This window comes from Billgrantia endophytica, from assembly GCF_002879615.1.
Taxonomy (GTDB): Bacteria; Pseudomonadota; Gammaproteobacteria; order Pseudomonadales; family Halomonadaceae; genus Halomonas; species Halomonas endophytica.
Window position 1 is genome coordinate 11,894 of record NZ_PNRF01000005.1, and the last position, 16,737, is coordinate 28,630.

General features: G+C 63.5%; 12 protein-coding genes. 3 read left to right on the forward strand and 9 right to left on the reverse strand.

Features of this window, described 5'->3' with window-relative positions; translation table 11 throughout:
* Positions 1–12: 12 nt before the first annotated feature.
* The 5 genes from fliD (C1H69_RS01550) to C1H69_RS01570 all read right to left on the reverse strand — a co-directional run bounded on the left by fliD (C1H69_RS01550) (position 13) and on the right by C1H69_RS01570 (position 8,740).
* Positions 13–1,407 (reverse strand): flagellar filament capping protein FliD, encoded by a 1,395-nt coding sequence (gene fliD, locus C1H69_RS01550; protein WP_102651663.1) that lies wholly within the window; start codon positions 1,405–1,407, stop codon positions 13–15.
* Positions 1,408–1,595: 188 nt separating this feature from the next.
* Positions 1,596–3,272: an HD domain-containing phosphohydrolase gene (locus C1H69_RS01555; protein WP_102651664.1), complete on the reverse strand. Its 1,677-nt coding sequence runs from the start codon at positions 3,270–3,272 to the stop codon at positions 1,596–1,598.
* A 77-nt stretch (positions 3,273–3,349) separates the two neighbouring features.
* Positions 3,350–6,958, reverse strand: coding sequence for a bifunctional diguanylate cyclase/phosphodiesterase (locus tag C1H69_RS24050; RefSeq protein ID WP_102651665.1), 3,609 nt, complete (start codon positions 6,956–6,958; stop codon positions 3,350–3,352).
* A gap of 125 nt (positions 6,959–7,083) precedes the next feature.
* Complete coding sequence (locus tag C1H69_RS01565) at positions 7,084–8,334, reverse strand: GGDEF domain-containing protein (protein WP_102651666.1); 1,251 nt, start codon at positions 8,332–8,334, stop codon at positions 7,084–7,086.
* 184 nt (positions 8,335–8,518) lie between these two features.
* The gene (locus C1H69_RS01570; protein ID WP_102651667.1) at positions 8,519–8,740 is read right to left on the reverse strand and encodes a DUF2835 family protein; all 222 of its coding nucleotides are present in this window, start codon (positions 8,738–8,740) and stop codon (positions 8,519–8,521) included.
* A gap of 91 nt (positions 8,741–8,831) precedes the next feature.
* Between C1H69_RS01570 and C1H69_RS01575 the strand changes: the two genes are divergently transcribed.
* A complete protein-coding gene (locus C1H69_RS01575) occupies positions 8,832–9,545 on the forward strand; it encodes a putative metalloprotease CJM1_0395 family protein (RefSeq protein WP_102651668.1) in 714 nt (237 codons plus the stop codon).
* Between the two features lie 143 nt (positions 9,546–9,688).
* Here C1H69_RS01575 and C1H69_RS01580 read toward each other — a convergent pair whose 3' ends face one another.
* Positions 9,689–10,513 (reverse strand): flagellin N-terminal helical domain-containing protein, encoded by an 825-nt coding sequence (locus C1H69_RS01580; protein ID WP_102651669.1) that lies wholly within the window; start codon positions 10,511–10,513, stop codon positions 9,689–9,691.
* 268 nt (positions 10,514–10,781) lie between these two features.
* Here C1H69_RS01580 and vapB point away from each other — a divergent pair, with 268 nt between their 5' ends.
* Positions 10,782–11,012: a type II toxin-antitoxin system VapB family antitoxin gene (gene vapB / locus C1H69_RS01585; protein WP_102651670.1), complete on the forward strand. Its 231-nt coding sequence runs from the start codon at positions 10,782–10,784 to the stop codon at positions 11,010–11,012.
* Positions 11,012–11,422, forward strand: coding sequence for a type II toxin-antitoxin system tRNA(fMet)-specific endonuclease VapC (vapC, locus tag C1H69_RS01590; protein ID WP_102651671.1), 411 nt, complete (start codon positions 11,012–11,014; stop codon positions 11,420–11,422). Before vapB ends, vapC begins: the two co-directional genes overlap by 1 nt.
* Positions 11,423–11,456: 34 nt before the next feature.
* Here the strand turns inward: vapC and fliD (C1H69_RS01595) are convergent, their stop codons facing one another.
* From fliD (C1H69_RS01595) to C1H69_RS01605, 3 genes are all read right to left on the reverse strand, one after another.
* A complete protein-coding gene (fliD, locus tag C1H69_RS01595; protein ID WP_102651672.1) occupies positions 11,457–12,842 on the reverse strand; it encodes a flagellar filament capping protein FliD in 1,386 nt (461 codons plus the stop codon).
* Between the two features lie 166 nt (positions 12,843–13,008).
* The gene (locus C1H69_RS01600) at positions 13,009–15,420 is read right to left on the reverse strand and encodes a sensor domain-containing protein (protein ID WP_102651673.1); all 2,412 of its coding nucleotides are present in this window, start codon (positions 15,418–15,420) and stop codon (positions 13,009–13,011) included.
* Between the two features lie 201 nt (positions 15,421–15,621).
* Positions 15,622–16,704, reverse strand: coding sequence for an OmpA family protein (locus C1H69_RS01605; protein WP_102651674.1), 1,083 nt, complete (start codon positions 16,702–16,704; stop codon positions 15,622–15,624).
* Positions 16,705–16,737: the final 33 nt, after the last annotated feature.

Here is a 16,737-nt window from a genome sequence, read left to right on the forward strand (position 1 = left end):
GGCCTGGGCCGATTATCTACTGCGCCCCAACTGGGCGTTCATCATCTCGAACTGCTGGAACAGATAGTCGCTGGTCTGGTTCATGCTGGCGATCATGACGTCCAACTGGCCAAACTGGATACGATAGCGCTGGATGGTCTGCTCGATGCTGCGCTCCATGCGCTCGTGGCGGTCGTCCAGGTTGCTGATCCGCGTCTCGAGCCCGCGCTTGGCGTTGTCCAGCAGGCCCTCGTCGCGCAATACCTGATCGAGGGCTTCATTCAGCTTGCCCGCCATGCCGCCGGCCTCGCTCTCGCCGGCAAAGAAAGCCGCCAGCGCCTCGGGCTCACTGGCCACGATCCCGCTCAATTTTTCTTCGTCGAGCTTGAGCTTACCGTCACGCTGCAGGGTGATGCCGATATCCGACAGCATGCGGAACTCACCTTCAGCCACGCCGCCGCTCAGGGTGCTACGCATCCGGTTCTCGATGGTGCGCAGGGTGCTGTCACCCAGGAGTTCGCCGGCATCACCGGTTTCGGCATTGAAACTGGTCAGGCCGTTTATCGTGGCCCGCACCTCGTTGTATGCCTTGACGAAGTCGCTCACCGCTTCGCGAATCGCCAGGGTATTGCGCTCGACCGTGACCGTGGTGGTAGAGCCGTCGGCAGTGGTTTCGGAAAGATCCAGGGTGACGCCCTGAATGGCACCCTTCACCTGGTTGGACTGGCTCGTGATCGCAATGCCATTGACTTCCAGACGGGCATTCTGGGCCGCCACGGTCTGAGTCATGCTGCCGGTGGCGTTACCCTCTGCATCGAAGCCGAAGCTGAAGCCGTTCTCCCCGCCGAGCGACACCGACTGCACCGCCGCGTTGGTACCGGTCTCGTTGGCGGTCAACACCAGACGATAGGGGCTGTCGGGGTTGCCATCGTTGACGATGGACGCCGTGACTCCCCCCTTCTCGGCGTTGATGGCGTCACGCAGGTCGGCCAGCGAACTACCCTCATCGAGGTCGATCGTCAGTTCCCTGGCCTCGTCGCCCATCCCCACGGTCATCGTCAGCTCGCCGCCAAAGGTGGCATCCCCGGCAAAACCGCCCGTCGCAATGCTCTGGGAGCGGGCCAGCGCCTCGACGTTGACGTCGTAGCGCCCCGGCGGCGCATCGGCGCTGGCGGCCGCCTTCACGCCACTGCCGGTTACCGTGCTGCTCACGCTCTGGAAAAAGCCCGGATCGTTGAGCTTGGCGGCTGCGGTCTGGAAACTCGACAAGGCGCCCTGCAGCGTGCCGTAGGCGGATATCTTCGCCTGGTGGCTCTGCTGCTGCAGCTTGATCGGCTCGAGCTTCTTGCGCTCGGCGGCGTTGAGCTGATCCAGCAAACCGTTGAGGTCCAGCCCCGACCCGATACCCAGAGAAGTGATTGTGCTCATGACACGTCCTTTTTCATTCCTGACCATTCTGACAGGGCCGGCACCAGGGGGTTTCGGTGAAAAGCCCAAGACCTAGCGGTTATTTCCCTGTATCGGCATCCGCGCCGACAACTTTAATCGCTCGTTGCATTACCTTGCCACCACCGAGCCGGCTCGTCCCTCTGCCGCGAGCAGCCTGTCGGCAGGCATCATGTCGAAACAGGGATTTCCTCGACCGGTTCGCCCAGTCGAGCGGTGACATCGCCACGCACGATCTCGCCGAGTGACTCTCCCGGCGGCTCGAGGCTATCGGTCAGTTGCACCTGGAACGGCTTGCCCTGCTGGTCCAGGCGCTGGATCCAGGCCATGTCGCCGTTGGCGAAACGCGCCAGGGAGCCTACCGGCCGCAACCCGAAGCGCTGGATATAGCGCTTGACCCAGCGCGGATCGAACTGCCCGGGCTCCTTGAGCAGATGTCGATACACCGCATCGATACGCCAGGCCGGCCGATCGGGTCGGTCGCGGCGCATGGCATCGACGACATCCACCACCGCACTCATGCGGGAGAGTTCCTGGAGTTGGTCGCTGACCAGTCCGGCTGGATAACCACTGCCATCCAGGCGCTCGTTGGCGCCCTCTATGACCGCCTTCGCCACGCTGACGGAAAGCCACTGGCAATGCCTCAAGCCCTGCAGCAGCAGCGGCACATGCTCTTTCAACTGCTCGTACTCGGGGGGCGCGAGCGATGTCGCCGAAAACAGCGATGCCGGCAACAGGCCCTTGCCCAGATCATGCACCATGGCACTGGCGGCCAGCGCCTTGCGCACGTCTCGCGGCACCGAATTCTCACTGGCCAGTGCCAGCATGTGAATGGCGACCGACAATCCGTGGCGTACCAGCAGCGGTTCACGGCCGAGACAGCGACTGGCGAACAGTAGCGCCTCGATGTCCTCTTCCGCCAGCGTCAGCAGCATGTCCGCATGACGGGAAAGCTGCACGGAGTCGATCGCGTCACCCTGCTGAAGCTCGAGCAGTTGTGAATCCAGATAACCGGCCACACGCGACAGGCGTCGTGCCATGGGGGTGGGATAGGTCAACAGGTTGCGTCGCCCCACCGGCGCCGCCACGCTGGACTGGCTCTGGAACAGCATGGAGGCCAGGCGTCCCACATCGGCCTCCTCGGCATGACGCGAGGATTCTCGTTCGATCTCCCGAACGAAGAACCACAGCTTGCGCTCCTGCTCGGAGCTGCAGTTCTCGAAGCGAAAGCCCACGCTCAATACCTGTCGCTCGGTATCCGTCGTCCGGTGGCGCGGCGATGCCTTGACGACGAAACGCGTCCCATCGGGAAAGCAGAGCTCGATCTCGAGCGGGGACGAACCGGACAACAGGGCAGCGGCAGAGGCGGGCAGCTCGAGCTGGCACCCTTCCTGGGAAAGATCCTTGAGATCGCCCTGGGCCGTCATTTCCCCGGCGCCCCTGAGGATGGCCCCCACTTCCATGCCCAGCCGCAGTCTGGCCCGAAACGCCTCGCGACGCTGCAGCTCTTCCAGGTAGAGAGGATACTCGCAGTAGCAGGTCACACGGCCACCCGAGGTGTCCGTTTCCACCACCTTGAGCAGGGGGGTGCGAATCATCTTGCCCTGTACCTGCCCTATCAGCCTGAACGCCAGGCCATGCTTGAGCTCCACCGCGATCTCGCGAACGGCGGTGATATCCATCGCCAGCGACTCAGCCGGCACCTGCTCCATGAGCAGTACCGGCAAGGGGGTGCTGTCGGGTTTGTCGAGCAGTAGCGAAGCCCCGCCGGGCTGGATCAGTTGATCCAGCAGCATCTCGATCTCGGCTGGTCTGCCGACTCGAATGAAATCGTCTTGCTTTGCCATCCTCGCCTCGTCTGACCTTGCTGCGTCTAGGTGGAACTCGACCGGCCTGGCGGGAGCCAGGCCAAGGGTCGACTCTGCTATCTATCGACCGGCATCAACGGTTTTTTCATACCGGACACCTTTCTCGGCCGCCGCACCAGATAGGCCTTTAGCTGATCCAGTGGCATCGGCCGAGCAAAGAAGTACCCCTGGAAGACATCGCAGCCGTGCTCCAGCAGGAAATCACGCTGTTCGCTCTCCTCGATGCCTTCCGCCACCACCCTGACGCCGAGATGGTGCGCCATCGAGATGATGCCCTGCACGATCGCACTGTCATGAGGGTTCGTCGTGACATCATGAATGAAACTGCGGTCGATCTTGATCTTGTTGATCGGCAACTGTTTCAGATAGCTCAGGCTGGAGAACCCGGTACCGAAGTCATCGATCGACACCTCGACGCCCATGTTGCGCAACGCCTGGAGCGTTTCGATGGCGCCGATCGTGTCGCTCATCAGGATACCTTCGGTCAGTTCCAGCTCCAGACAGGTGGCATCCAGGCCGGTTTCCCTCAACGTTTGCCTGAGGTTTGCCAGGAAATTGGGACGATGGAACTGCAGCGGCGAGAGGTTGACCGACACCCGAAGGCGCCCCAGCCCCTCTTTCTCCAGCTGATACATGTCACGACAGGCCTTTCTGAGCACCCTCTCGCTGATGGGTCCGATCTGGCCGGTTTCTTCGGAAAGGGGAATGAATAGAGCAGGAGTCAGGTAGCCCTTGTCCGGGTGATGCCAGCGTACCAGTGCTTCGACCCCTTCCACGGAGCCGTCGGCGACATTGAGCAGGGGCTGGTAATGCAGCTCGAAATTCTCCGCTTCGATGGCCTCCTGAAGATCATTGCGCAAGGCCATGCGCGAGCTCACGTCCTCATTGATCTCACTGGTGAAGCATTGCCAGGTATTGCGCCCCTGCTGCTTGGCACGGTACATGGCCATGTCAGCCTGCTGGATCAGCTCCAGCGGGCTGGCAAGCGCCTCCACCAGGAAGGCCACGCCAACGCTGGCACCGATATAAAGTTCGTGCCCCTCCACGCAGTAGGGCCGGCCGACACAGAGAATCAAGCGTTCCGCCAACTCCAGCGCGGCCCTTTCGTAACTCAGTTCGGGAAGCAGAACGATGAACTCATCTCCACCGAATCGAGCCAGGGTATCGCCAGGCGCCAACTCCTCGGCCAGCCGCTGGCCAACCTGCTTCAGCACCTGGTCCCCCACTTCATGCCCCAGGCTGTCGTTGATCGGCTTGAAGTCATCCAGATCGATGAAGAGCACGGCGAGTTGCCGCTCATGGCGCCGCGCCAGTTGCACGTCGTGTACCAGACGCTCCTCGAACAGGGCACGGTTTGCCAGGCCGGTCAAGTCATCATGGCTGGCGTGGAATGCCAGTTGTGCTTCGTAGGCCTTGCGCTCGGTCGTATCCTTGGCAATGCCGTACACCCCCACCACCTCGCCATCGATGATGATCGGCAGATGGGTCAGGTCCACCGACACCGCCTCACCGCTCCGGCGCTTCACCTCCACCGAGTAGCGGAGGGCTTCACCCTGCAGGCTGGAGGAAAAGCGATTCTCGACCTGCTCCCGGTCTTCCTCATCGAACAGCGCCCTGACATGCATGCCGATCAGTCGATCCAGCGGGTACTCCGTGAGCTTGCTGCAGGCGGCGTTGGCACTGATGAAACGGCCCGACAGATCCAGCGAGAACACCGCATCCGGATGGTAGGTGAACAGCGAGCTGTAGCGCTGCTCGTTCTCGTGGAGAGCCTGGCGGTTCTCTTCACGCTCCACCGCCAGCGACGCCAGCTCGGCCGCTTCGACGAGACGGCGCCGGTCGCCGCGGGAAGGTTCTCCAGGCTGGCGGTAGTAGATGGCAAAAGTGCCCAGCACGCGACCGTTACTGGCCATTACCGGGCAGGACCAGCAGGCACGCAGCCCATGGGCTTCCGCCACCTCACGGAAGCCCGCCCACAGCGGATCAGTGGCGATGTCGCGGCAGATGACGAAGTCCCGCTGATAGGCAGCGCGGCCGCAGGCGCTCGATGCCGGGTCGATCCGCGCACCGCTCACCTTGTCCAGATAGCTGGCGGGCAGACTGGTGCTGAAGGCGCGATCCAGCGTTCGCTGCTGCCGGTCGCACAGCATGATGGAAGACAGCGCTCCCGGCGACTGGAACTCCACCAGCCGGCAGATGGCCCTCAGGGTTTCCGGCAGCGGACGATCCCGCGCCACCATGGCCTGCACCCGCTGCTGCGCTCGGCGATGGCGCTGCGCCTGGGCCAGCATCAACGAACGGCGCGAGCTGAGGCCGGTGACGCCAAGACTGAACGCCAGCAGATAGGTCAGCGTCAACCCGCCTACGGCCACCCCCAGCGGCACCAGGCCCCCAAGCGTAGGCGCCACCGACGCCGGCGCGTATCCTCGAGCCTCGAGCGTCACCCCGCCCGGCAGCACGATACCCGTCGTGGCAAGCTGATGGCCGAGTTCGTCCTTGCCACCCCGGTTGGAAAACAGCAGATGGGAGTCACGATGCACCGTCAGCGCCAGGGGGCTGACGATGGTGCGCACCTCTTCGCTCAGCAGCCGCCCCAGATCCACCACCCCGACCAGGCGGCTTTCCTGGCCACGGCCGAGCGGCACCGACACCAGCGCCAGTCCGGGGCGCGCCGGGTCCGGCAGCACCCAGCGCGGTGCCAGGCCCCCCACCGCCAGCCAGTCCATCAGCCAGCCATCCTCCTGCTGCACCCAGTGCGGCAGCACCAAGCTGGTATCACGGTCCACTCCCCAGTGGAAACGCTCCTCGCTGTTCTGCCAGTAGAACGATACGAGGCTGGGCGTGTCGCGGAAATAGGTAGCGAGCTCCAGCTCGCGGAAGCCCGCCTCGGGCAGGCCGCCCAGGTGCGTCCAGCGCTCCGCCATGCGCTGCAGCAGCAATTGGCTGCTGCCCACCACCTGCTCGGATGACGTCTTGAAGTTGGCCAGCAGCTCGGCGCCCTGCCGTCGCTGGTCATCGTAATGCTGCCAACTGAGGCCGTACCAGGTCAGTACGCTGGCCAGCGAGCCACACAGCAGCGCCACCAGCACCACCCGGGGAATCTCTGCCCGCCGCAGTGGCGGCAAGAAGCCGTGCAGCAGCATGGCGGTACCGCACAGCAGCGCAGGCAGTGCGGTGAACGCACTGTTGAAAGAGCCGCCCAGCCGGTCATGCAACGTGGTGTCGGGCCAGATATCTCCCACGACGCCGAGACCGCCGAGCAGCGTCAGCACAAACCCCAGCATCACCCACAGCCAGCGCACCCGCTCCGAACCGGCGCCGGCCAGCAGGCAGACCGCCACGCAGAAGATAGCCACGCCGGTGGCAACCCGAATCGGCAGCGGCCAGGGGATCGGCACACCAGGCATATGGGCCGCCAGCGCCGCCAGCAGACAAAACAGAACCAGCAGGCCACCGCACAGCCGTGCGAAGACCATACGGCCAAAGGTCACGGACAGCAGCCCCATCCCCGCCAGCACCAACAGCGGCATGCTGACAAGCGACGGCTTCCATGCAGTCGCCAGTTGCCACGCAGCCAGGCCGTTGATCAAACCCATCACGATGAGCAGGACTGGCACCATGATCAGCCAGGTATGAAGCGCTACCTGCTGAGTATTATTGGGCATGCAGTCCCCACTCTTGCAGACACTCTGTAGGGGATATCGGCCATGGGCCCGGTTACTTGAATGTCGGCGACGCCGCTGCACGCCCGGCGCAAGGCGCCTATCGCCCTAGCCGCTCAGGCGGGGAATCATGCCGCACCGCCTTCCACGACCGGCATTTCCGCCAGCGCGATCCGGTTACGGCCCTCGTGCTTGGCACGATAGAGCGCCTCGTCGGCTCGCTTGATCGCGTTCTGCGGGGGCTCGTCCTGGCGCAACTGGGTTACCCCGATGCTGGTGGTGACCGGCACGCGCTGCCGCTCGTGGTTCCTGAACTCGTGGGATTCCACCGCGTAACGAATGCGCTCGGCCACTTCTGTCGCCTGCTGCTCATCGCTGCCCAGCAGGATGACCACGAATTCCTCGCCGCCATAGCGCGCCGCGCAGTCGTGCTTGCGCGTCTGACCCAACAGGATGGCGGCAAACTTGCGCAACACGGTGTCGCCTACCGAATGGCCATGGGTGTCGTTGATCCGCTTGAAGTGGTCCAGATCCATCATCAGCACCGAACAGGGTGCCTTGCCTGCACTGGCCCTGCCTTCTATCTCGCGCTGCCAGGCCTGGATCTTCTCCAGGTGCAGCTCCAGCGCCCTGCGGTTGAACAGCCCGGTCAGCGAATCGTGGGTGGCCTGGCGGTAGAGCCGCAGCAGCAGGCTGAGCTGAAAGTGGTTGGCCGCCAGCGACACCGCCAGCAGGCTGGTCAACAGCCACAGCGACTCCACGCCCCTGCCGGACATCCAGCTGCCATCCATTACCTGGGAGAACATCAGCAGCGTCAGCATGGCCATGCCGGCAAGGAAGGATTCCAGCAGGGTGAAGGGAAAGACGCTGAGCGACGCCACCAGCAGGAAAGGAATGAAGCCGTAGCCCACCAGGCTCTTCAGTTCATCGGATGGCAGCATGACAAGCACCAGCACATAGAACGCCGCGGGCAGCGCCAGCAGCATACCGGCCGAGAACCGGATACAGCGGATGCGCTCACGGCTGACCAGCGCCAGCAGCAGCAGCCCGACCAGCCCCAGCATCAACACCATCCTTCCTGCCAGGGTGTACTTGAGCAGGCTGGAAGGCAGCACCAGCGCGTCCACCACGATCCACAGCGGCGAAAGCAGCGCAAAGATCAGCCCCACCGCAAGCACCCGGCTGCGCAGATAATGGGCGTGGGCGAAGGCGAAGTCCCGCGAGTGGTGCCGGCTGCTGCAGGTATCGCGCAGGGAGTTGAGCCCCACGAACAGTTCCTGACCGATCTCGGGCGGCTTGGCCACCGTGTCTACTGAATCGAGACGGCGCTTTCTCTGCCGCCTGCCCGCACGCTTCTCTTCAGCCACCCCTGACAACATGGCAATGCCTTCTTTTCATAGTGAATTATTTTTTATAAGCAGTTGATGCCTGATGACCCCGCCCGAGCCCTGGGACGAAACGCCCGGGGGCTCCGTCTGAAAAGCCGGAGGGGAGAATGGTATCTAAGTTGCGCCGATGAAACAGCATGATGCAAAGACCAATAGCCCACGGTCTTGACCTCGGTCATCTTATTTTCCGGATCGATTCGAAACGGCCTTCCACAGTGAAGGTCAGCCGGTAGATTCCATGCACACCCTCGCGGGTCACGACCCGGCGCAGCGCCTCGGCCGGAAAGATGACCCGTCGGCCATCCAGACTATGGGCATGAACCTGCCCGACTCGCCCTTCGTAATGGGCCAGGCAGGATTCCGGGGAAAGTTCGATGATGACGTCAATGGTCGGCATGAGCTGTCGGTCATGATTGCGTGGGGCTTGCCGTCAACGCAAGGGTCGCCAATACTTTACCGGATTACGCCCGCCTTACGGACATTCCTTAATGCACGCTTCCACCGTTATCGGCCCCGTACCCTTCACCTCGAACAGCTGGCAACCCGGCGGCAGCCACCTCGGCAATGCCGACGCCGCACGCCGCGTGGGAGAGCCCGCCAGTGGCGAGGCAACCGGCATGGCCGCCGAGGAAGCGGCCCAGGGCAAGGTTGCCGAAAGCGAAGCGGCGCAGAAGCCCAACGGCGAAACCCTGAGCGAAGAAGAACTGCGTCAGTTGGAGCAGCTCAAGACCATCGATCGCGAGGTGCGCCAGCACGAACTGGCCCATCAGATTGCCGGCGGCCAGTACACCGGCGTTGCCAGCTACGAATACGAACGCGGGCCAGACGGGCAACACTACGCCGTGGCCGGTCAGGTGCCCATCGACTACGGCCCCGTGCCCGGCGACCCCCGGGCCACCATCGGCAAGATGCAGCAGGTGATCAGCGCCGCCCTTGCCCCGGCCGACCCGTCACCCAAGGATCACCAGGTGGCCGCCACCGCCCGCCAGTATCTGCTCACCGCCCAACTGGAAATGGCACAACAGGCCAACCAGCGGCACAGTACCGAACGTACCGAACCCAATACCACCGAGGGTACCCGGGCTCGCATCGCCGCCGACAGCGGCACACTGGAGTCCCCGCCTGAGCTGACTCAGTACGACATCATCGCCCGGGCCGTACAATCCACGGGAGGCAAGAGCACACTGAGTGGCCGAGCGTGACTCTGGCTAGCCGGGCATGGCCGCCACTGGGCACTCATCCGCGCAGCGCCACTCGCTAGTTTCACAGCGCCAAGTGGCGGCGCATTCACCATCGCCCCCCGCGCCTTGCGGCGATCATCGAGCAACCCGCCGATGCCACCCTGCTAGAGGTGGCGCAATAGCTCCAGCACCATCGCCGGCTGCTGGTTGGCCTGGGCCAGCACGGCCATACCCACCTGCTGCTGGATCTGGGCGCGCACCAGATTGGATATTTCCCGGGCGTAGTCGGCGTCCTGAATGCGCGAGCGCGCGGCGCTGAGGTTGAGCGAGGTGTTCTGCAGGTTGTCGATGACCGCCTCGAAGCGGTTGTGCAGCGCACCCAGCCGGCTGCGCTGGCGATCCACCTGGTTGAGGGCCTTGTCCAGCGTTTCGAGCGGGGATTCGGTGGCGCCGCCCGCGCCTTCGGCAACGCGGAATTCACCAAGGCCCAGGGTGTGGCGGTCGAAGCGCGGCAGGTCGATGGCGATGGTCTGGCCGTCGTTGGCTCCCACCTGGATGTGCACGCGGCGCCCCTCCCCCAGCACGCCGATGCCATTGAATCCGGTCTGTGCGGCAATGCGGTCGATCTCGTCCAGGCGCATGTCGATCTCTTCCTGTATCGAGTCGAGATCGGAAGGGCTGAGGGTTCCGTTGCCGGCCTGCACGGTAAGCTCGCGAATGCGCTGCAGGTTGTCGTTGACCTGGTTGAGGGCGCCCTCGGCGGTCTGCACCAGGGAAATGCCGTCGTTGGCGTTACGCGCGGCCTGCTCGAGGCCGCGTATCTGCGCGGTCATGCGATTGGCGATGGCCTGACCGGCCGGGTCGTCCTTGGCGCTGTTGATGCGCAGGCCGGATGAAAGACGCAGCATGGCCGTGTGCATCGCGGCCTGGCTGCTGCGCAGGTTCGCTTGCACCTTCAGGGAAAGGATGTTGGTGTTGATGACGGCCACGGCGTGACACTCGCAAGGGCGCGACACGGCCCTGTGGGAAGGTTATCGGCCGGAAGCGGCAAGACTTTAGGCCTGGCAGGTCATCCGGCACTTGCCGAACGGGTCGGCTTCACTCGCTGGCGCGAGACGCAGCATGGCCGTGTGCCGCGGACTGGTACCGAGCAGGGCGGCTTGGTGCGCGAAGCCCGACGGCATATCCCATTGACATATCCAGGCGCCGCGCTATTCTTTTGCCATATACATTTGACATATCCATGGAGGGCCGATCATGGAACAAGGCGCCGTATTCAAGAGCAATCGTAGCCAAGCGATCCGCTTACCCAAGCTTGTCGCTCTACCCGATGACGTCAGACGTGTCGACATCGTCGCTGTCGGCCGTATCCGCATCATTACACCAGCAGGCGAATCCTGGGATAGCTGGTTCGACGGTGAGAACGTCAGCGCTGATTTCATGGCCGAGCGCGAGCAACCCGAGGGGCAAGAGCGCGAGGCGATCTGATGCTGAAGTACATGCTGGACACCAACATCGCCATATTCACCATCAAGAACAAACCCGAGGAGGTTCGGAAAGCCTTCCGCCTCCATCAGGGCCAGATGTGCATCAGCACCATCACGCTGATGGAACTGGTATATGGAGCAGAAAAGTCGGCGGCACCGGAGAGAAACCTGACGGTCGTCGAAGGTTTCGCCGCCAGGCTGGACATATTGGATTACGATACCAATGCCGCTGCCCATACTGGCCAACTCAGGGCTGAACTCGCCAGGCACGGCACCCCTATCGGCCCCTATGACCAGATGATAGCCGGCCATGCCAGATCGCTTGGGCTGGTCGTCGTCAGCAATAATCTGCGCGAGTTCGAACGTGTGCCCGGATTGAGGACTGAAGACTGGACGAACGGGGAGCACTGAGCTCCCCGTTACCCTTCAGTTCACAAAGGCCACCTCAATTCCGGCCAAGCTGGGCGTTCATCATGTCGAACTGCTCGGTCAGATAGCTGCTGGTCTGGTTCATGCTTGCGATCATGGCGTCGAGCTGGCCGAACTGGGTGCGATAGCGGGCAATTGTCGCGTCGATGCTCTGCTCCATTCGCGTATAGCGGTCGACGAGGCTGTCGATGCGGGTCTCGGCACCGCTGATCGAGTTCTCCACGATGCCGTTAGTACCGAGTAGTTGCCCCAGGGTCTCGCTCAGTTGGCCGGCCATGCCGACGCTTGTATCCTCGACGTCGCTATCGGGGTCGCCGGTAAAGAACGCACCCAGGGCATCCATGTCCTCGCCGATCACCAGGTCGAGGCGGTCCTCGTCCAGTGCCAGGCTGCCGTCGAGCTGCATCGAGATACCGATATCCGCCAGCATCGACATCCCACCCTCTTCGCCACCCTGCATCACGCCGCCAGCCAGGTCGGCACGCAGCCGGGACTCCACGGTACGCAGGGTGTTGTCGCCAAGCAATTCACCAGCCTGGCCGGTTTCGCCATCGAAGGCGGCCAGTTCGCCGGTCGTCGTCCTGAAGGCGTTGTAGGCCTCGACGAAATTGGTCACTGCCTCGCGCACGGCGCGGGTGTCGCGCTCCACGTTGATGGTGCTGCTGCCTTCCTGGGTCAGGCCGAGGGTAACGCCCTGGATGGCGCCTTCGACCTGATTGGTGGCGCTGGAGATGGCGATGCCGTTAACCTCGAGAGAAGCATCCTGGCCCGATTGAACGATAGTGTCGTCCGTCAGGCTGGCCTGGGTCGCCATCGCAGCGAAATCCGTACCGGTAATCGCGGCCTGCTCACCGGTATCCTTTGACATCAGCGCCAGGCGAAAACCCTCGCCATCATTGACGATGGAGGCCGTGACCGCCGCCTCGGGGTCCGCGTTGATGGCATCGCGCACGTCTTCCAGCGTGCTGCCGGCTGCAATGGCAACGCCATGATCGAGTTCGCCGTTCTCGAAGGTCAAGTTGAGCGTGGTATCGGCGTCGGTGAGTACCGTGTCCAGGCCCTCGACCCGCTGGGTGGCCAAACTGCCCGACATCGCCAGCTGATTCACGGTGACGTCATAGCGGCCGGGGCTGGCATCCGAGCTGGTGGCTGCCTGTACCGCCTCGCCACTCACGTCGGCCGACAGGCTCTGGTACAGCGAAGCGTCATTGAGCGCATCGACGGACGACTGGAAGCTGGACAGCGCCCCCTTCAGCTCACCGTAGGCGGTAATTCGTACCTGCTGGGACTCTATCTGGTGCTCGATGGGTTCGAGCTTGCCGCGTTCGGCTTCGTTGAGCTGGTCCAGCAGACCATTGAGGTCCAGGCCGGAGCCTATGCCGAGGGATGAGATCGTTGACATGGGGAACTGCCTTGTCTGTCAGGTGAATGAGCCTCCTCACCTGTATGGTTCGGCTTATCACCGAAGAACTTTAGGGTGACCCGCAAAAAAAGGCTCTTGGTAGCGCTGATTCCATCGCGGCCGGCGCCCTGGCGGAGGCAACACGGTCGCGAGCTGAAGCCACCTCTCAAGCATGCCCGGAGCGACCAACCTCCCCTGCCAATGCCTGCCAGTCGGCGCGATTGGGCCATTGCGCCAACCATTCTTCCAATGATTCCGGCGGCATGGGCCGCGCAATGCCGTAGCCCTGCGCCAGGTGGCAGCCGCGTGCCAGCAGTTCGCTGGCGTGTTCCAGGGTTTCCACCCCTTCCGCCAGCAGCGAACGACCAAAACGGCGCGACATGTAGATCACGCTTTCCACGATGGCGAGATCGCTCGGGTCGGCCAGCATGTCGCGGACGAAGCTCTTGTCCACCTTGATGAGGTCCACCGGTAGCTGGCGCAGGTAGGTCAGCGAGGAGAACCCCGTGCCAAAGTCGTCGATGGCCATCTGCACTCCCATGTCCTGACAACGGGTGATCACCTCCAGCGCCGCCTGGATATCGTGCATGGCGGCGGTTTCCACTACCTCGATCTTGAGACGACTGGGCGAGACATTGGGGTGCTCGGCGAGCAGCGCGGAAAGCCGTGTGACGAAATCACGAGTGAGCAGGTGCGAAGGGCTGATGTTCACGCTGGCCGGCAGCGTGATGCCCAGCTCCTGCCATCGATCGAGCTGGGTCAGCGCCGTTCGCAGCACCCACTCGCCCAGGGCCTCTTCCAGGCGGGAGCCTTCGATCAGGGGGAGAAAGGTGTGCGGTGCCAGCAACCCCTCGCCCGGCCTCTGCCAGCGCACCAGGGCCTCGACCCCCACTACCTGGCCAGTGGCCATGTCCACCTGGGGTTGGTAGTGCAGGCGCAGCTCATCCTGGTCGATGGCCCGCTCGAAACGGCGACGTTCCACCATGAACTGCTGTACCTGGCGATCGTGCCGGGGATCGAAGCGACTCAGGATGTTGCGGCCGTTCTGCTTGGCGCGATACATGGCCTGCTGGGCATGGCGCAACAGGCTGTCCCCTTCGGCCTGGTCATTGGGAAAACAGGACACGCCCATGCTGGCAGTGACCCTGACCTGCCGATCGCCCAGGGTGAAGGGGCGACTGATGACCTCGAGCAATGCCTGCAGCGCCGTATCGTCGGCCATACGCTGCATCAGCAGCACGAATTCGTCGCCACCGGTACGCATCACCATGTCGTCGTTTTGCAAGTAGTGGCCCAGACGCTCCGCCAGCAGCACCAGCAGCCGGTCAGCCTGTTCATTTCCCAGGGTATCGTTGATAGCCTTGAAATGGTCGATATCCAGCGCGCACAGCGTCAATGAACCGCGACGCTCGATGGCGATGGCCAGAGCGTTGTCCAGCACCCGCGACAGGCGGGAGTGGCTGGGCAGTACGGCATGCTCGGAATCCAGCACGGTAGCGCCTGCACTCCCCTGGTGCGAGTCCTTCGCCGGACGCCTTCCCGCCGACGATGTCGCGGGGAGTTTAATGATGCCTTTCGCACTGGTGCCGAAGGCCCTTCGCTCCAGGAAAGGCGGCAGCTCGGAAGCATCCGGGGTCATGACTTCCACCCGATTGCGGCCGTTCTGCTTGGCGCGGTAGAGCGCACGATCCGCACGGGTCAGCAGGTCGCGAGCGCTGTCGCCGGGCTGGAAACGGGTCAGGCCAATGCTGATCGTCACGGTCGGGCCGGGAAAGATGGCTCGGGCCACGTCGCGGCGCAACCGTTCCGCCAGCTGCAGTGCACCGCTCAAAGGCGTATCCGACAGCAGCAGGGTGAACTCCTCACCACCCCAGCGGGCCAGCAGATCCGTCTTGCGCAGGCGGTCCTGCACGCAGCGCGCGAGCAGCAGTAGGATCTCATCGCCGACATCGTGGCCATGAATATCGTTGACGCGCTTGAAGTGGTCGATGTCGAACAGCACCAGCACCAGTTCGCGCTCTTCCGCCTGGGCCGATTTCACCGCCTTGACCAGCGCCCGGTCGAAGCTGCGACGATTGGCGACACCGGTCAGGTGGTCGCTGCTGGCCTCCCGCGCCAGGGCGCGCTCGATACGCTTGCGTTCGGTGATATCGTGAAAGACGGCCACATAGTGCAGAACCTGGTCATCGTCGCCTTTCACCACCGTGATCGACTGCCAGATCGGGTACACCTGCCCATGCTTGTTGCGGTTCCATATCTCCCCCTGCCAGTGCCCCTTGGCCATGAGCCTATTCCACAGCATGGCGTAGAACCCGGGGCCATGGCGGCCGGACTTGAACAGGTGGGGGGTCTGGCCGAGCACGTCCTCAAGGCGGTAGCCGGTGATCCGGGTAAAGGCCTGGTTGACGCGTATGATGCGCGTGTCGGTATCGGTGATCAGGGTCGCCTGGCCGGTCTCGAACGCAGCCGCCATCAAGCGCAGCTCTTCCTGCTGCCGTCGATAGAGCGGGCAGGCTTTCTGCTCGCTGGCAGGACGTGTGGATGAGTCTTCCCGAGGCTCGCCGGGTACCTGCTTCATGCCGTCTTTCCCTGCTAAGGTGTTAAGGCTTTGTTATTGGTGCATCTGGGACCTGCTGTCGCCCATTGTCGCTTGAGAGTGTTGCCTGAGAGAAGGGATGCGCAACCGTTGGATTGGTTCATCCCATAAGAATTGATTCACATCATGATTGCCCTGCCTGGATGACATGGCCGTTTCATTCAAACGTTTGTCGACAAGGGGCTATCTCGCATGGATCGTCACCTCGACCCGGCGGTTCTGGGCGCGACCTTCCACCGTGTCGTTCCCGGCCAGGGGCTGGGTATCGGCAAGCCCCACGGCACGCAGGCGATGGGAGCTGACGCCCGCCTGCTCCAAGGCGTGGACGATGGCGATGGCCCGGGCGCTGGAGAGCACCCAATTGGAGGGAAACTCAGGGGTCTGGATGGAACGGCTATCCGTGTGGCCTTCCACCGCCACCTCACCGTCGTGGCGCTGAATGACCTCGACAAGACGCTGCACCAGCGACTGGCCTTCATCGGTCAACTCGGCCTCCGCGGTGGGAAACAGCAACTGGTCCTCCACGCGCAGCTTGATGCCCTCCGCCACCCGCGACACCTCCACTCCTTCCAGGTCGGGCAGATAGGGGGCTTCCTCGATTCGTTCGCTCAACGACCGGTTCAACGCCATGGCACCGGCAATCGCTTGCGGCATCACGCTCAGCGCGCCCGTTGGCGGCCGGTCGGTCAGCACCAGCATGAAGTCGGCAAGGGGCGCCGCCATCTCGGTGTCTCGGGGCAGGACCGGCTGCGGAAACGGTAATGCATCGGGCGGCGGACCCGCCAGGCGGGGTATCCGTGAGAGCAGCTCCAGTGGCGTCGGCGGCGACGCGAATGCGACGGGCGCCGTGGGCTCGGGCCGAGCCGAAGGAAGCGCCAGCAGCGCGGGGGCTCCCTTCGGGGCAGGCTCCACAAGGCCGCGTCGTACCGGCAGACCGGCAACGCCCAGGGCGGCGGAAATGGCCCCTGGGCTCAGTTGATCGGAAGGGAGCAGGGGCCGCGCCGCCATGGCCCATGTCAACTCGCTGGGCAGGGGGATGGTCATGGGCCATTCGGCATCGAGGGCCCGTGCGTCACGAGGCTCGCCGTCGTCCATGAAGGAAATGCTGAACAGCAGTACCATCAACGCCACCAGCAGGGTCATGATGTCCAGATAGCCGATCATCCAGGTGTTGTCCTGGTCTGGATCATGGTGGGTCGCCATCAGCGATTCGTGCCGCATGGGGCCACGATGGTCGCTGCCGCCGCTGGGGCTGATTCGGGTCATCAAGGGCTGCCGGTTAACCGTAAACAGCCGCCT